The 16445-nt window shown below is 67.4% G+C and carries 18 protein-coding genes; 3 read left to right on the plus strand and 15 right to left on the minus strand.

The window, feature by feature from the left end; genetic code table 11:
* Positions 1-185: 185 nt before the first annotated feature.
* Positions 186-464 (plus strand): PadR family transcriptional regulator, encoded by a 279-nt coding sequence (locus ABY42_RS17735; RefSeq protein WP_004978148.1) that lies wholly within the window; start codon positions 186-188, stop codon positions 462-464.
* Positions 465-1057: 593 nt separating this feature from the next.
* The gene (locus tag ABY42_RS17740; RefSeq protein ID WP_004978146.1) at positions 1058-1480 is read left to right on the plus strand and encodes a hypothetical protein; all 423 of its coding nucleotides are present in this window, start codon (positions 1058-1060) and stop codon (positions 1478-1480) included.
* A gap of 47 nt (positions 1481-1527) precedes the next feature.
* On the opposite strand, the gene ABY42_RS17745 is transcribed toward ABY42_RS17740, so the two are convergent.
* The 4 genes from ABY42_RS17745 to ABY42_RS17760 all read right to left on the minus strand — a co-directional run bounded on the left by ABY42_RS17745 (position 1528) and on the right by ABY42_RS17760 (position 4895).
* Positions 1528-2139, minus strand: a complete 612-nt coding sequence (locus ABY42_RS17745; RefSeq protein ID WP_050460337.1) for a nitrous oxide reductase accessory protein NosL — start codon at positions 2137-2139, stop codon at positions 1528-1530.
* Between the two features lie 116 nt (positions 2140-2255).
* Complete coding sequence (gene glmM / locus ABY42_RS17750; RefSeq protein WP_004978144.1) at positions 2256-3539, minus strand: phosphoglucosamine mutase; 1284 nt, start codon at positions 3537-3539, stop codon at positions 2256-2258.
* A 223-nt stretch (positions 3540-3762) separates the two neighbouring features.
* Positions 3763-4077, minus strand: coding sequence for a HalOD1 output domain-containing protein (locus ABY42_RS17755; RefSeq protein WP_004978141.1), 315 nt, complete (start codon positions 4075-4077; stop codon positions 3763-3765).
* 176 nt (positions 4078-4253) lie between these two features.
* Entirely contained in the window at positions 4254-4895 is a 642-nt protein-coding gene (locus ABY42_RS17760) for an NADPH-dependent F420 reductase (RefSeq protein WP_050460338.1), read from the minus strand.
* Between the two features lie 184 nt (positions 4896-5079).
* Between ABY42_RS17760 and ABY42_RS17765 the strand changes: the two genes are divergently transcribed.
* Positions 5080-5685 carry a hypothetical protein gene (locus ABY42_RS17765; protein ID WP_050460339.1) on the plus strand — a complete coding sequence of 202 codons (606 nt, stop codon included), beginning with the start codon at positions 5080-5082 and terminating at the stop codon, positions 5683-5685.
* Between the two features lie 3 nt (positions 5686-5688).
* Here ABY42_RS17765 and ABY42_RS17770 read toward each other — a convergent pair whose 3' ends face one another.
* The 11 genes from ABY42_RS17770 to ABY42_RS17820 all read right to left on the minus strand — a co-directional run bounded on the left by ABY42_RS17770 (position 5689) and on the right by ABY42_RS17820 (position 16367).
* Complete coding sequence (locus ABY42_RS17770; protein WP_050460340.1) at positions 5689-6999, minus strand: MFS transporter; 1311 nt, start codon at positions 6997-6999, stop codon at positions 5689-5691.
* A 48-nt stretch (positions 7000-7047) separates the two neighbouring features.
* Positions 7048-7485, minus strand: a complete 438-nt coding sequence (locus ABY42_RS17775; protein WP_004978132.1) for a chemotaxis protein CheW — start codon at positions 7483-7485, stop codon at positions 7048-7050.
* Positions 7486-8550, minus strand: coding sequence for a methyl-accepting chemotaxis protein (locus tag ABY42_RS17780; RefSeq protein WP_050460341.1), 1065 nt, complete (start codon positions 8548-8550; stop codon positions 7486-7488).
* Between the two features lie 267 nt (positions 8551-8817).
* Positions 8818-9804 carry a metal ABC transporter permease gene (locus tag ABY42_RS17785; RefSeq protein WP_004978128.1) on the minus strand — a complete coding sequence of 329 codons (987 nt, stop codon included), beginning with the start codon at positions 9802-9804 and terminating at the stop codon, positions 8818-8820.
* Positions 9801-10619, minus strand: coding sequence for a metal ABC transporter ATP-binding protein (locus ABY42_RS17790; RefSeq protein WP_004978126.1), 819 nt, complete (start codon positions 10617-10619; stop codon positions 9801-9803). Before ABY42_RS17790 ends, ABY42_RS17785 begins: the two co-directional genes overlap by 4 nt.
* Positions 10616-11722: a metal ABC transporter substrate-binding protein gene (locus tag ABY42_RS17795; protein ID WP_050460342.1), complete on the minus strand. Its 1107-nt coding sequence runs from the start codon at positions 11720-11722 to the stop codon at positions 10616-10618. The genes ABY42_RS17790 and ABY42_RS17795 overlap by 4 nt, the downstream gene beginning before the upstream one ends.
* A gap of 166 nt (positions 11723-11888) precedes the next feature.
* Positions 11889-12563, minus strand: a complete 675-nt coding sequence (locus ABY42_RS17800; RefSeq protein ID WP_050460343.1) for a DUF2306 domain-containing protein — start codon at positions 12561-12563, stop codon at positions 11889-11891.
* Between the two features lie 258 nt (positions 12564-12821).
* Complete coding sequence (locus ABY42_RS17805) at positions 12822-13028, minus strand: cold-shock protein (RefSeq protein WP_004978121.1); 207 nt, start codon at positions 13026-13028, stop codon at positions 12822-12824.
* Positions 13029-13177: 149 nt separating this feature from the next.
* Entirely contained in the window at positions 13178-13771 is a 594-nt protein-coding gene (locus ABY42_RS17810) for a TetR/AcrR family transcriptional regulator (protein ID WP_004978118.1), read from the minus strand.
* A 73-nt stretch (positions 13772-13844) separates the two neighbouring features.
* Entirely contained in the window at positions 13845-14762 is a 918-nt protein-coding gene (locus tag ABY42_RS17815; RefSeq protein WP_050460419.1) for a DMT family transporter, read from the minus strand.
* A 177-nt stretch (positions 14763-14939) separates the two neighbouring features.
* A complete protein-coding gene (locus ABY42_RS17820; protein ID WP_050460344.1) occupies positions 14940-16367 on the minus strand; it encodes an FAD-dependent oxidoreductase in 1428 nt (475 codons plus the stop codon).
* Positions 16368-16445: the final 78 nt, after the last annotated feature.

Genomic DNA, 16445 nt, shown 5'->3' on the forward strand with positions numbered 1-16445 from the left:
ACGGACCGTCAGCGGGAGGGAGTTATCTCGGTCTCGGAGATGATTACGTATCTCGTCGATTTCGAGAAAAGTCCTCGCGCCGGAATGGGAGCAAACTCGCGACAGCGGCGGTAAGGAACCCAATTGTCCAGTATAGAGGTGGCTAACAATACCCGATGGCGGCGATACTTAGATTCGAGACTACAATGTTCGAATTGACTGGCTTCCAGCGAGACCTGCTGTACGTGATTGCCGGCGCAGAGCGCCCGTCCGGGCAGGAGATTAAAGAGATGATCAGCAAGGACGTCGGGGAGGTGAACCACGGTCGGCTCTACCCGAACCTCGACGCCCTCGTCGAACAGGGGTACGTGAACAAGGGACAGCACGACCGCCGAACGAACTTCTACGAGATGTCCGAGAAAGGTCGCGAGTCCATCGTCGAGCGCCGAGACTGGGAAGACCGCCACGTCGGGTTCCTCGGATAGCACGCCGCCGTCCCCACAGCGGAGCGACGAACCGTCCGTTCGAACACCCGAGGGCGCGAGTGGGACGCTCGCCCCGGAAGAAACGAAGACGAGAACAGCTCGTCGCTGGTGGCCGCATCGGTCCCCGCGGTCTCGTCCGGTCCTCTCCCCTTTTTGACGCCGATTCGAGTCGAGCGACCGCAGCGGCGCTGGGCCGACCGCGTTCGACGAGGCCGAGCGCGACGCCCGACGCGACTCCCGACTCGTCCGCCGCGGTTTCGAGGTTCATAGACGCTCGGACGACCGAGAGAGCGGTCGCTGCGCACGCCACTGAGATATTTATCAGAAGTTAGTACATTCGGTCGCCGTCAAAAATATCACAAAAAAGACAATCAAATCGACACCGCAAATCAGCCATTAATGCAGCCATAAGAAACGGATTAATTCGAGAATAAGTGGTCGCTGTCGGTCGTTTTTTCGGTCGAAGTGAATCGTCGGAACTCGTCGTCGATTCGAACAGTAACGATCTCAATAGTATCGTCGATAGATATTCATGTATTCCAACTAATGTAATTATCGCAACATTTATGGGTGTAATCCGCAACCCCTGAGACATGGTAAGTGAACGGTCCACCGGGCAGGACCCAGAAACGACGACGACTGACGACGACGTCGGTAGACGCAAGTACCTCGCGCTGTGCGGGTCGGTATCGGCCGCCGGTGCACTCGCGGGATTCTCTGGGCTCGGCTCGGCGACGGAACAGGCCGACGAACCGGTCGACGATGACGGGCACACGCTCGTCGTCGCGGGCACCGGTCCCGTCTCTTCGTTCGAAGTGACGGTCAGCGGCTCGATCTCACCGCTCCAATCGAACGGCGCGCTCAGCACGACCGGGACGGTCGGTCCCGCCGCCGAGGGAACCGTCGACGACGACTCGCGGCGCTACCAGTTCGCGGGCGACATCACCAACTTCCAGTCGACCGACGCGGTGTCGGTCTACGTCGACGGCGTCCGCATCCCCAACGACTCGTTCTGAGGCCGTCGGAAACTCCGTTGTTTTCGAAGCGACCGACAGCGGCGGCGCTACGAGCGCATGTAGCCGCTGAGCCACTCGGGTGTCACGTCGTCGAACGATACGGTTTCTCCGCCGTGTTCGGCGACGAACCCGTCGGCGTCGGAGTCCGACGAAAAGGGAATCAGGTCTTTACCCATGCCTCCGAGCACGTCGCTTTCGACGACGTACGTCATCTCGGTGGCGTCGCCGAAGGTCTCGGCGTCGGTGTGGGTCGAGATGAACGTGTCGCCACCCTCGGTCGAGAGCTCGTAGTCGACCGTCGAGTAGTCCGTGACGTACACCGCCGTCGCCTCCCAGCCCTGCTCTCGGTGTTCGAAGTAGTACGGGAACAGCCCCATGCTGAGGGTGTGGAACCACGCCGGGTTGTCGTGGCCCTCCGGCGCGTTCTCGCGGTAGAAAATCTGTCCGTTCGGGCCGGCGTGGAGGCCGATGACCATCCCGCCTTGGTCGTCTTCCTTCCCGCCCGAGAGATCGACGGGGTCGGGCCGCTGTTCCGCGTTCGAACCGCCGCCGAGACAGCCCGCGAGGGCCGCGAGCGCGCCGAGTGAAACGGCTTTCGTCGCGGCTCGGCGCGTGAGCGAACCGTTCGAGCGGTCGCGCGGCGGAGAGTCGTCGTGCATCGTCGCTCTGTGCGGAGGTCGGGCGCCATGGTACATAAACCGTGAGAACGGTCGCTCGCGTGCGCGAACTGAACTACCCCGGCGGAGGAGGCGGGCGGGTCACAAAAGGGAGTGCTTCAGGCGACGACGCGCGCGCCCTCGACGAGCGAGCGAACGTCCTCGAACAGGCGGTCGGCGTCGGCCTCGTCGCGGGCCTCGGCGGTGATGCGGACCAGCGGTTCGGTCCCGCTGGCGCGGACGAGGAACCAGCCGTCGTCGGTGTCGACGCGGATGCCGTCGATGGTGTCGACCTCGTCGTACGTCGCGTGGATGTCGCGGGCGATTCGGTCCATCGCCTGGTGTTTGTCGTCGAACGAGAGGCTCGCGCGGCGGGTGGCGTACGCCGCCCCGCCGAGGTCGGCGACCTGTTCGGACAGCGGTTCGCCGCGGGCCACGAGGTCGGCGAGTTTGAGCGCCGCGTAGTGGCCGTCGGGCGCGAGCGTCTCGTCGGGCCAAATCCACGCGCCGGAGGGCTCGCCGCCGAAGACGTAGCCGGGTTCGGCGACCGCCTCGGCGACGTGGACGTCGCCGACCGGCGTGTAGGTGACGCGCCCGCCGGCGGATTCGACCACGTCCTGTACGAGGAGGCTCGTGTCCACGGGGACGGCGACAGCGTCGCCCGGGGAGACGGCGTCCCGCGCGAACAGCGCGAGGAGCGCGTCGCCGGCGACGTACGCGCCGGTCTCGTCGACCGCTACGAGTCGGTCCGCGTCGCCGTCGTGGGCGAGCCCCACGTCCACGTCGAGCGCGGGGACGGTCCGCCGGAGCGCCGTGAGCGTCTCCGCGTTCGGCTCGCTCTTTCGGGCGGGGAACCGGCCGTCCTGCTGGCCGTCGATGGTGTTGACCGTCGCGCCGAGTTCGTAGAGCGCGTCGACGGAGACGCGACCCGTACCGTTGCCGAGGTCGAACGCGACGGACACGTCGTCGAGGTCGTCGAACGACGAGACGAGGTGGTTCACGTGGCGGGCCGCGGCGTCGGGCCACTCGCGCTCCTCACCGAGTTCGTCCCACGGGGCGAGCGACACCTCGTCGCGGTTGAGTCGGTGGACGATGTCGCGCGTCTGGGCCTTGTCGAAGGCGCGGCCGCTCGGCGTCCAGAGCTTCAGCCCGTTGTCCGACGCGGGGTTGTGAGACGCCGTGATACCGATACCGGCGTCAGCGCCGGCCCAGCCGACCGCGCGGGCGACCGTCGGGGTCGAGGCGACGCCGAGTCGGACCACGTTCGCGCCGCACTCGCGGACGCCTGCGCTCACGGCGTCGGCGAGGACGTCTCCGCTGAGGCGGGCGTCCTGCCCGACGACGACGGTACAGGCGTCGCAGCCGACCGCGCGGCCGATTCGAAGGGCGAGTTCGGCGGTCACGGTTCGGCCAACCGGACCTCTGATTCCACTCGTTCCGAACATACCGTGGGAGACGGTGACAGGACGTTTTGGTATGTTTCGCCTACTGTCACGAGCGGGCGGTCAGGCGGCACCTACTGGACCGCGGCGAACCGCGAGGCCGGCGTAACGAATCGCGGGACCGTGTCGCCACTCGCCGGGGGAGATGAGCGGTAAGTGGTCGGCGATTAGGCGGTGAGTCGCCTCACTGGAGGGGCTGGGCGTCGCCGATGGGGACCACTTCGATAGAACCGAGCGCGTCGAGCGTCACGCGGTAGCCCGCGTAGGAAAACGAGAGGAGCGCGTCCTCAGAACGGCCGAAGACCGTTTCGAGGGCGTCGGGGTCGATAGTCTGTGCGAGCGGCGGGAGCTGCGTCGGTCGGACGCCCTCGATTGCCGCAATACTCAATACAACGTTCGTACTTAGTAGCTCGGAAGAATCGCGATCGACGCGGTACGACCCGGTCGCCTCGTCGTACGTCACGCGCGAGTCCTTCCAGTCGTTCGTCTGTGCCATCATGGGTGCCTTAACAGGCGTCTGTGTGAGATGATGGCCCTTAAATCCATGCTATTTGTGAACAGTTGTAATTCGTGAACGTCACGGAAACGGACGGGTACGGCCGTGGTACTCCGCGAGCGCAATCTGGTGCTCACCATACACAATCAAAAATCGTGATAGTTCCGCGGGTACGACGGTCAGCCCTGCCGAGCACGAAGCGTTCGGACGGTCTCACGCGCCTCTTCGACCGTGATTTCGCGCTTGTAGAGCGCTGAACCGGGTTCCAGTAGTTCGCCGCCCGGAACGAGGTCGCCGACGTCGACCGGGCCGAAGCCGATGTCGCGGATGAGGTCGGCGACGTGCGCCTTGGCGTCCGAGTCGTCGCCGGCGAGGAAGACCGCGAGGCGTTCCGATTCGGGGAGGTCGGGATGCCCGAAGTCGCGGAGCGTCTCCCAGTGGATGGTGTTGAACGACTTGACTAGTTTCGCGTCCGGGAGCTGAGCCGCGACGAGTTCCGAGGAGGTGTCGTCGCCGAGGTCGATGACGTGGAAGTTCTCGGTGTAGGGGTTCATCGCGTCGACGACTATCTTCTCCGCGAAGTGGTCCGCGTCGGGCAGCGACTCGCGCTCTCGGAACGGAACGGCGAGGAAGACCACGTCGCCGAACCGAATCGCCCGCGTCGGTTCAACCGCGCGAAGTTGCGGGCCGAGCGTCTCGGAGAGGTCCGCGAGCGACTCGACCCCGCTTTCGTTGGCTATCGCAACCTCGTGGTCCGACTCCACGAGGAGCTGGGCCAACGTCCCGCCGAGTCGGCCAGCGCCGAGTATTCCGATGTCCATGAACAAAGATGTATGTTAACAAAGTTGAATCTTTGCGTGGTCGGCGACGTGGGACGGACCCCCCTTTCACTCGTGGGTCACTAATCGTAATGACCCCTATAACCGCCACAGACCTTCTCTATCCCGGAATCTTCAGCCATTCAGTACAATCATAATTTAGTATATATGTGTCGTTGGAAGCGACATGAACAGACGAACATTCCTCGGCGGCGTCGGAGCGGGCGTGGTGCTCCTCTCCGGCTGCCTCGGTGCGGAGGGTAACGCGCTCGACCCGGCGGCCGACCAGAACGACGACCCCGCGGGCGACGAACAGCCCGCGAAACCGGCGACCGACTCGCCCGAGTCGACTCCCGAACCGACGACCGAACAGCCCGCCGAACCGACACCCGAACCCACGCCGGAGCCGACGACCGACGCTCCCGAGGACCGCATCGACTTCGAGCGCGAGGACGACGACCCGGACGTCGTGGGCACGCTCCTGACGAAGGGACCCGTGCCGGGCGTCGTCGTCTCCTCGGACCTCCCGTACGCGAAGGCGTGGCAGAACTACGCCGAGACCGACGAGGAGGCTGGAACCTACCGCGTCGGTCTCTCCGTGGACACCTCCTCGCGCATCGGGCGACTGAGCGTCGTCGGTCGGGTGTACGACGCCGAGGGCGACCTCGTGGCCGAGGACACCGACGTGAGCAACAACGTCCCGGCGGACAAGAACGCGCTCATCCACCTCGTCTTCGAGGGCGACCTCGAGGCGATGTACTACTTCGAGGTCGACCTCGTCGTCCCGAACTGAGCGTCAGGCCCCGCCGGCGTACGCCTCGAACTCTTTTCCGCGCAGTGCGAAGTAAACCACGCCGACCACGCCGACGAGCGACGCGGCCGAGAACGCGAGCGTCGGGTCCCGCGCGTAGAGCCAGCCGCCGAGCGCCGCGCTCGGGATGACGATGGTGTTCCGCACGAGGTAGTACGCGCCCGTCACTCGCCCGCCGGCGTTTCGCTCCGCCGGGCCGACGATGAGCGCCTTGTGCGCGGGGAGACCGGCGAACCGGAGCCCCGAGAAGGCAAAGAGGGCGACGACGACCCACTGGTCCGCCGGCGCGAAGATGAGGAGGACCGGAAAGACGGCGTACACCGCGAACCCGAGCCCGACGACCGGCTTGAGCCCGGTCCGCTCGGCGAGCTTCGAGACGGGGAGTTTCGTCAGGAGCGCGACGACCATCTCGACGCCGAGGAGGACGCCGAAGAAGGCGGCCGGCCGAAGCGAGACGCCGAACCCGGTGAAGCCGACTTCGAGGAACTCCGTGACGACGATGACGAAAAAGACGTACACCATCCCGTTGGCGAACCGGATGAGCGTGTCCGCGACGAGGAGCGGGCGGAGCGTCTCCGGGAGCGACCGGAGGTCGTCGCGGAGCTGTGCGAGCCCCTCGAACGACTTGCCCAGCGAGTCTTCGCCCGCGTCGTAGAGAACGTGCTGAGCGACGGTGGCGACGACGCCGAAGACCGCGGCCACGATGAGGACGTACCGGAAGCCCTCGACGAACGTCGCCGTCGCCGCCAGCAGCGCGGCCGCGATGAGCGGCCCGAGGAGGAAGCCGACGCGGCGGAAAATCTCGGTGCTGGCGAAGCCCATCGCCAGTCGCTCCGGCGGGACGCTCTGTTTGACGATGGCGAACGTCGCGCCGAGGCCGAACGACTTCCACGCCTGCGTGAGAAAGAGCCCGACGAAAATCCAGAGCCACGGTTCGAGCGAGACGCCCGCGAGGGTCACTTCGGGGACCTGCGGGGCGACGAACCAGAAGAGAAAGCCCGCCGACGAGACGGTCCCGAACAGCGTGAGCGAGAGGCGCGACCCGAGGCGGTCGGAGAGCGCGCCGCCCGGATACGGGTACAGCGCCCCGATGAGGTTGCCGACGCTCCCGTAGAGGCCGACGACGGTCGCGCCGGCCCCGAGCACCCGGAGGTACTCCGGGACGTACCGGCCGGTCATCTGAAACGAGAGGCTGAACGCGAACATCGCCACCGAGAGGACGAACACGTCGCGTTCGAGCCCGACGAACTGCCGGAAGGAATCGAAGCTATCGACGGCGTCCCGACGTGTTTTCATCGTCCGAGTGGTTCGCGGGAGCGTTCAAGAAAGTACGGTGCGGTCGGCCTATTCGTCGACCGGCGGGTCGACCCAGACGACGAGGCCGTCGTCGCCCCTGACGACGCCGCGGGTCAGGTCGTCGCCGAACGGCGCGTCGTCGACGGTCTCGGGGTCGACCGTCGTCACGCGGTCGACCTCGTCGACCAGCCAGCCGAACACGGTCGCGTCCTCGGTGGCGGCGTCGAAGACGACGACGCGGGAGGCGTCGGGGTTCGAACCCACGCCGAGGAGCGAGGCCGTGTCGACGAGCATCGTCGTCGCGCCCCGGTAGTCCATCGCGCCGACGACGTGCGGCGGCGAGTCCGGGAGCGAGCGGGCCGGCTTGCGGTCGATAATCTCGGTGACGACGTCGAGGGCCACGCAGTAGCGCTCCGCGCCGATGTCGAATTCGAGAACCTGCGTCGGCTCGTCGAGCGCCGCGTCGGGCGCGTCCGTGAGCGACATCTACGCGCTCCGGGCGGAGAGCCCGTCTTCGGCCGCGTCGAGTTCGTCTTCGAGGTCGTCCACCTCGTCCTCAAGCTCGTCCACCTCGTCGTCGATGTGGCCGACGAGGAGCGCGACCTCGGAAATATTCGCCGTCTGCTCTTCGGTGGCCGCGGCGACCTGGTCTATCTCGCCGGCGACCTCTTCTGCGCCCCGGGCGGTCTGGTCGACGAGGCTCGCCACCTCCTCGGTGCTCGCGGCCTGCTGGTCGGTCGCGCGGGCGACCTCCTCCGCGCCGGCGGCGGCCTCGCCGACCGCGGCGTCGATGTTCCGGAGCGCGGAGACGGCCGCGTCGACCTCCGAGATGCCGTCGTTGACCTCCTCGTTCGCCTCCTCGATGTTGCCGACGGTCGTCTCGGTCGTCTCCTGGATGTCGCCGACGACCGCCTCGATTTCGGAGACGCTGTCGCGGGACTGCTCCGCGAGGCTCTTGACCTCGTCGGCGACGACGGCGAACCCGGCCCCCGCCTCGCCGGCGCGGGCGGCCTCGATGGAGGCGTTGAGCGCGAGCAGGTTCGTCTGGTCGGCGATGTCGTTGATGACTTCGACGACGCTGTCTATCTGGTCGACTTTCGCGCGGAGGTCGGTGATTTCGTCGTACACGTCGGTGGTCACGTCGTCGACGGTTTCCATCGCGTCCGCGGCGTTGTCCGCGGAGCTTCGTCCCTCGGCGGCGAGGTCGCGCGCCTGGTCGCTCATCGCCTTCGTCTGGTCGGCGCTGGAGGCGATCTGCTCGACGCTGGCGCTCAGGTTCGACACCTCGCCGGCGACCTCGTGCATGTTGGTCGACTGGTCGCCCGCGAGGTCGCTTATCTCCTGTGCGCTGACGGCCACGCTCTCGGAGGCGCGGGAGAGTTCGGCGACGGCTGTGCCGATTTCGTCGGTCGCGTCGTCCACGTCGTCCACGTCGTCGAGAACCTCGTCGGTCGCCGCGCCGGCGGCACCGCGACCGGAATACGCGTCGTGCTGTCGGGAGGCGGCCCCGTCACCGGCGGCCGGTTCGCGTTTGTTTCGCTCGATTGCCATACGAAAACGTGTGGGAGTGATGTGATAAGTATTCGCGAACAGTATCAAATCGGATAACCCCACATTGCCGCTAACCGGCTCGAAACTGCCAAAAATAACAGATTCGGGAAGTATATTGCAGGATAGATACCACACTACCAGCGGCTGATAGAACCAGAAATCGTCGGCCGGTTTAAAAATCACTTGTCCGGACAAGGTCGGAGACAGGCGCGGGGGTGCCGAACCACTACGGCCGAAGCGGGGAAGCCGGGCGGAAACGCGAACCGCTCAGGACAGTCGGTGTCCGGCGGCGACGGCGACGAAGCCCGCGAGCGCGACGAGGACGATGGAGCCGCCGGCGGCGAGCCCGTAGAGGTACGCGACCGTGACGCCGGCGACGCCCGCGAGTTCGCCCGCGAGAACGCCGTAGAGGAGCGACTGCTTGAAGCTCCGCCCGAGTCGCGAGGCGGTGACGACGGGGATGACGAGCAGCGCCGCGACGAGGATGACGCCCATGATTCGCATCGCGCTGACGACGACGAACGCGGTGAGAATCGACAGGAGCGTGTTGACGGCGCGGACGTGGAGCCGCGACGCGCGGGCGGCGGTCTCGTCGAACGTGACGTACACGAGCGGCCGGTAGGCGACCGCGACCGAGCCGACGACGACGAGTCCCATCGAGACGAGAAGTCCCACGTCGGCCCGCGAGACGGTCGCAAGCGAGCCGAACAGGTACTGGTTGATACCGACCGAGATGCCGCCGCCGGTGAGCGAGATGAGCACGCTCCCGAGGGCGAAGCCGCCGGTCAGGACCATCGCCAGCGCGGCGTCGCTCCGGGCGTCGGTGTACTCGATGAGCGCCTGCACGACGAGCGCCGCGACGACCGCGACGACGAGCGCGCCGAGGAGCGGCGGGACCGCGAGGCCGAGCGTCGCGTCGAGGAAGAGCGCGAGCGCGACCCCCGCGAAGGCGGTGTGGGCGAGCGTGTCCCCGACCATCGAGAGGTCGCGGTAGACGAGGAACGACCCGACCAGCGGGCCGACGACGCCGATGCAGAGCACCGAGAGGTACGCCCGCTGCATGTAGGGGTAGCCGAGGAAGTCGAGACCGGTGACGCCGGCGAGCCACGAGAACGCCCCGCCGACGACCGCCGTCAAGAACCAGTCGAAAACGCCCGTGAACGCGTCGGCCACGAGGAGCGGCGCGAGGGAGTCGGCCGCGAAGAAATCGACCGCGAGGAGGTCGGTCGCCGCGAGTGCGACGAGGCCGCTCACTGCTCGTCCTCCGGTTCGGCGCGGGCGTCGCCGTGGGAGTGACCCCGCTGGTGGTCGTGAGAGTTGCCGTGGTGATGGCCGTGGTCGTGGTCGAGCACGCGCTGGTTCGCGCCGTAGGCCGCGGCGAGCGCGTCGCTCTCGGCGAAGTCGTCGGTGTCGCCGTGGAAGTACAGCCGCTTGTTGAGACAGGCGATTCGGGACGCGCGGGCCGTGACGACGCCGATGTCGTGTTCGACGAGGACGACCGTCATCCCCTGTTGGTTCAGTTCGCCGAGGAGGTCGTAGAACGCCTCGCGGGACTCGGCGTCGAGGGCGACCGTCGGCTCGTCGAGGGCGAGCAGGTCGGCCTCCGCGGCGAGCGCGCGGGCGACGAACACTCGCTGGCGCTGGCCGCCGGAGAGCGCCCCGACCCGGCGGTCGGCGAGGTCCGCGATACCGACGCGGTCGAGCGCCGAGGCCACCGCCTCGCGGTCGTCGGCCGAGAAGCGGCCGAACAGGTTCCGCGGGTAACGACCCATCCGGACGACCTCGCGGACGGTGACCGGCATGTCCCGGGCCGCGTCCGTCGCGTCCTGTGCGACGTAGGCGACGCGCTCGCCGTCGGCGAAGTCGTGGGCGGGGCGGTCGAACAGTCGCACCTCGCCGCGGGTCGGACGGCGGAGCCCGAGCATCAGCGTCAGGAGCGTGCTCTTGCCCGAGCCGTTCGGGCCGACGAGGCCGAGGAACTCGCCTTCGGCCACGTCGAGCGAAACCCCGTCGACGACCGGGACGTCGCCGTACGAAAAGGACACGTCGCTGAGCGAGACGGCCGTCATTGCGCGCCGAGCGCCGTCCGAAGCGACGGGAGGTTCACCTCTCGCATGATATCCACGTACCCCCAGTCGTTTTCCTCCCACTCAGTCATTACGCCGGGAAGCGGCGTGAGCGGGAGCACGTCCTCGGCGTCCGTCTCGGAGACGAGTTGCTGTGCGGCGCGGTCGGACTCCAGCGGGTCGGCGAGGACGTGTCGGATGCCGTGTTCCTCGATGGTCGCCTGCGCCCGCTCGATGTCCCGCGGCGACGGCTCCTCGTCCGGCGAGATACCGGTGAGCGCGACGATTTCGAGGTCGTAGCGGTCGGCGAGATAGCCGTAGGCGTCGTGGCCGGCGACGAGAATCACGTCGCGGTCGCGGGCGGCGAGGCCGTCCTCGAACGCCGCGTCGAGTTCCGAGAGCGTCTCGCGGTAGGACTCGGCGTTCGCGGCGTAGGCGTCGGCGTTCGCGGAATCGACCGACTGGAAGGCGTCGCGGAGCGTCTCGGTCGCGGTGGCGACCCGCGTCGGGTCCAGCCAGAAGTGCGGGTCGAGCTCGCCGTGGTCGTGGCTCTCCGACTCCTCGGCGTGCTCGTCGTCGTGGTGTTCGGTCTCTTCGCTGTGTGTCTCGTTTGCGTGCGTCTCCTCGTGCGTCTCGTTCGCGTGCGCCTCTTCGTCGTGCTGTTCCGCCTCGTCGTGGGACTCGTCGTCGTGGACGTGGCCGTCGGGTCCGATTTCGTGGAGTTCCACGTCGGCGGAGGCGTCGACCGCGGTGACATCCGACCCGTCGGCTTCGAGCGACGACCGAATGTCGTCGGCCCACGGCTGAAAGCCGGGCATTCCGTGGACGAACAGGTCGGACTCGAGTACCCGGCCCTGCACGTCCGGGCCGGGCTCCCAGCCGTGGCCGTGCTGACCGATGGGGACGAGCGTGTCGACGGACGCGACGTCGCCAGCGACGCGTCGGGCCACGTCGCCGAAGACGAAGAACGAGGCCGCGGCCGTCGTCTCCGATTCGGCTGACGAGTCGGTCGAATCGGACGAGCCGTCACCGAGACAGCCCGCGAGGCCGACGGCGGCGCTTCCGGCGACTGTCGCGAGGAACCTGCGTCGGGTTTTCGTTCGCATGTTATTAGAAAACTCATTCGATATAATAAGTGCTGTTATTCTATCGTTCACCGTTGTTATTCAATGTCGGCCCGGAATTCGTCGAGCGCCGTCACACTCCGCGGCGAGAGGCCGTCGAGATAGCGGTCGGAAGGTGGGGAAAAGAGCGGTCGCCCGCGGTTCCTAATCAGTCGGCGGTCGAGGCGGCCGCGCCGGGCGACCCGCGTTTGTACTTCCGGATGGCGAGGAAGATGAGCGGCGTGCCGACGACGGTGGGCCAGAGCCACGCGGCGACGGTCGGGAGGAAGTCGAAGTTGACAGACGAGAAGGCGGTGACGGTGGCGATGTAGCCGCCGCCCATGCGGCCGATGTGTTCGAAGAACCACTCCCGAGACTCCGCGCGCTCCCGACGGAAGGCGGCGAGGTCGCGGACGCCGAGGCCGGCGCCGGCAGCGCCGAAGACGAGCATCACGGTGGCGAAACTGTCGCCGGCGAGGAACCGGAGCGCGCCCATGGCGAGGAGACCGACCCCGGCGGTGGCGAGCAGACCGACCGCGACCCAGTCGACGAGTTCCGGCCTGTCGGTCGGGCGCTTCCGCGAGAGGACGCGGTCGCCCGAGAAGACGAAGTAGTAGCTGAACACCGCGACGAGCGCGAGGAACGTCCGCCCGCGGGTCGGCGCGAGGGCGAACAGCACGAGCGACGTGACCGCGACGACGGTCATCCCCGCGACGTAGACCCGGCCCGCCCGACGGTGGCGACGGCCGCCTTTCTTCGTGGCTATCGCGCCGAAGCCGGCGAACAGCGCCGCGAACCCGGCGAGGATGTGGACGCCGAGCGTCGCGTCCTCGACGAGTGTCATCGCGAGACCTCGATTGAGGCGGTTGGCAGGCGTGGACGCTCGGCGTGATTCGGCGGGGCGTGGACGCTGTGTAGGCTCGGCATGGAATCGAGTCGTTCGAGGAGCGATATAAATCTACTGAGTGAGTACTTACTTAGAAACGGGAGGAGCGAACCACGGCCGAGAGGCTCGGTTCCGTCGAGAGCCTCGGCTCGCCGTGTAATCGTCTGAAAAGTCGAGGTGTCGTCTGCCGCTACAAACAGCAGTCGCGTCTCGGTGTTACTGCCGAACGACGTTCGCCGCGCGGGGGCCCTTGGGCGAGGACTCGATGTCGAACTCGACTTCGGTACCTTCCGTGAGGTCTTCGCCGCCGACGTCTTCCATGTGGAAGAACACGTCTTCGTCGTCGTCGAGGTCGCCGTCGTCAGTAGAGATGAAACCGTAGCCGCCAGTGTCGTTGAAGAAATCAACTTTGCCGTGTGCCATTACGAACAAATCGAAGGTCGGGCGACGGATAACCCTTCCGAGGGTCAAGGTACCACGACCCTTCGAAAGACATTCGTCCACCCGCTTACGGCCGTTTCGGTAGATAAGTGCCGGACCGAGCGGGGACGACGGAAACAGACGGGCGGGCCTCACTCGACCAACAACGAGTCGATGTACGCCGACAGCGACTCCCGGAGGTCGTCGCCGACGCCCTCCATCCCGAGCGCGAGGGCAAAGCCGGTGTAGCCGTCGGTCGCCGAGAGGACGAACGCGGCCGTTCCCTCGGGGTCGACCTCGCGGAAGACGCCCCGCTCGACGCCGTCGCGGACGATGTCGGCGATAACGTCGAGGGTGTGGCGCTCCATCCGGAGCAGCGGTTCGCGGAGCGTCTCGTTGTGCGGCGCGTGCGAGAGGAGTTCCATGACGGCGATGTTGACGCCAGCGGCGGCCGCGTCGTCCTCGTCGACGATGAGGATGTCGCAGACCGCCCGAAGCCGTTCTTCGGGGCCCTCGGCGTCGATCTCGTCGAGGCTCCGCGCGAGGTAGTCCTCCGACGTTTCGAGGAACGCGACGATCATCTCGTCTTTCGAGTCGTAGTAGTAGTACAGCCCCGCCTCGCTCTTTTCGCTCTCCGCGGCCACCTTCTTCGTCGTCAGCCGAGCGTAGCCGTGCGTGGCGAGCGCCGCGCGGACCGCGTTCGCAATCTGTGCTTTCTGCTCGGGCGGCACGGAGTCGGCGGGCATGGTGAGTGAGTGTTCGCTCGCTCGACTACTTGTGTCCGTTGCTCCGCGGGCGAAACGCGGGACTCGACGACGGTCACTCCGCAGACCGACCGCGCGCTCCCACGACCAACTCGCCGAGCGCCCGGCGCTTGATGAGCGCGAAGCCGGCGAAGATGGAGAGGAAGCCGAGCGCGGTCACGGAGTCGATGAGTTGACCGAGGAAGGCCCAACTGAGGAGCGTCGCGGAGACCGGTTCGACGTAGCCGATGAGGTTTATCTGCGTCGGGCCGAACCGGCCGAGCAGTTCGAAGTAGATGAGGAACGCGCCCGCACCGCTGACGACGGCGAGATAGAGCAGCGAGCCGACGGCGACGCCGGACCACTCGATAGCCGCGAGCGACTCGCCGGTGGCGACGCCCGCGACGGACAGGAGCGCGGCCCCGAACAGCATCGCCCACGCCTGGAGCGTCCGCGCCGGGATGTCCGACGAGAAGGGGCGCGTCAGGACGGCACCGAGGGCGAAGCACGCCGAGGCGACGAAGACGATGGCGACGCCGACCACGTCGCTGGAGAGGAGCGCGTTCGGGTCCGGTTGGGCGACGAGGCCGACGCCGAGAAAGCCGAAACCGAACCCGATGACCCCGAGCGGCGAGATGCGGTCGCCGAGGATGCCCGTCGCGAACAGCGCGGTCAGGACCGGGCCGAGACTGATGACGATGGCCGCCACCGCGCCGGGGACGTGCTCCTGTCCGAGGTAGAGAAACGCGTGGTGCGCGCCGATGAGGAGGCCGCCGGAGACGCCGACGAGCGTCCAGTCGGTCCGGCTGTGCGGCCGCCAGTAGTCGGTCGAGACGGCGGCGTAGCCGAGGACGATGAGCCCCGCGAGGAAGAACCGAAGCGCCGCGAAGTGCAGCGGCGGGAAGTACGCGAGACCGACTTCGATGGCGACGAACGAACTCCCCCAGAGGAGTCCCAGAAGGACGAACAGTCCGGCGGCGACCCGGCCGTTCACCGACACCACGCTCCGCTCGGCGGACGCCGATGCGACTCCGCCGGACTCGTCGGCCGCGTCGGTTTCGTTTCGACACACCCGCGCTCTGTTGGAGTTATATCCAGCACGTGAGCGTATCGTTACCACACAATCGATAATAGTCGTTTTGTTCGGTTCGAATTTCGAACCGCTCGCGGCTTACAGCGAGCCGCGGAGCACCTTCGCCGCGGTCAAAATCGGGTCCCAGACGGGGCTAAAGGGCGGCGCGTAGCCGAGGTCGAGACGCTCCACCTCGGCGACGGTCAACTCGGAGGCGAGCGCGGTCGCCACGGTGTCGATTCTGACGGCGGCGCGGTCGGCTCCGACGATGGTGCCGCCGAGCAGTCGCCCCGTGTCGCGGTCGGCGACGAGCGTGACGGTCGTCTCGGCGGACCCGGGGTAGTAGCCCGACCGCGAGCCGGCGGTGATGGTCTCCGAGACGGGGTCGAAGCCGGCGTCGCGCGCCTCGTCGAGGTCGGTCACGCCGGCGCGGCCGCACTCGAGGTCGAACGCCTTCACGACCGAGGTGTTCGCGACGGTCCCAATGGGTTCGGGGTCGCCGGCGACGGTCTGGCCGATGGCTCGCCCGGCGCGGTTCGCGGGCAGGCCGAGCGTGTTCCACGTCGGCTCGCCGGTGACGACGTGGTCGATTTCGGCGCAGTCGCCCGCGGCGTAGACGCGCTCCGCGCTCGTCCGCCCGTAGTCGTCGACCGCGATAGCGCCCGTCTCGCCGAGGTCGACCGCGTCGGCGACGAGGTCCGAGTTGGGGCGGAGGCCGATACCGACCATCGCCGCATCGACCGCGAGTTCGTCGCCCTCGCAGACGACGGCCTCGACCCGGCCCGCGTCGTCGCCGCGGAGTCGCTCCACCGACGCGCCGAGGTGGAGCGTGACGCCGTTATCTTCGAGGTGTTCTTCGACTCGCTCGCCGACGGCGTCGCCGAAGGAGCTGAGGACGTGCCCGGAGCGCTGGAACAGGTGGACGTCGAGGTCGTGGGCGGTGAAGGCCTCAGCCATCTCGACGCCGACGAACCCGCCGCCGACGATGGCGACCGACTCGGGCGGTTCCATCGCGCCGAAACGGGCCGCTCGCGCCTCGTCGACGAAGCCGCCGCCGCCGAGGTCGGCGACCGAGGCCTCGTCCGGGTCGGTGAGGAACGACCGAATCGCCGCCGCGTCGTCCAGCCCGTGGAGCGTGAACGCGCCGTCGAGGTCGATGCCGTCTATCGGGTCGCGGAGCGCCCGCGCGCCGGTGGCGACGAGGAGGTCGCCGTAGGGCTGTTCGAACGCCCCGTCGGGGCCGTCGACCGTGACGACCCGCTCGTCGGTGTCGACGGCGACGACCTCGTGTTCGCGCCGGAGGTCGATGCCGCGGTCGGCGGCCGCCTCGGGCGACAGCGAGAGCATGTCGGTGAGCTTGTCGACCTCGCCTTTGACGAAATAGGGCGTGCCGCAGTGGGCGTAGGAGACCCAGCGGCCCTTCTCGAAGACGACGACCTCGCGGTCGGCGTCGGCGCGGGCGAACTTGCTCGCGGCGGAAAGTCCGGCGGCGTCGCCGCCGACGACGACGAATGGTTCGTCAGACATTATGTGAGAGTGGTACGCCCGCCGACACCTAACTTCCTCGGCCGAACGAGACGGCGGTGTTCAGATAGGGAGGAACGG

Origin of the sequence: Haloferax gibbonsii (assembly GCF_001190965.1) — an archaeon.
Taxonomy (GTDB): domain Archaea; phylum Halobacteriota; class Halobacteria; order Halobacteriales; family Haloferacaceae; genus Haloferax; species Haloferax gibbonsii.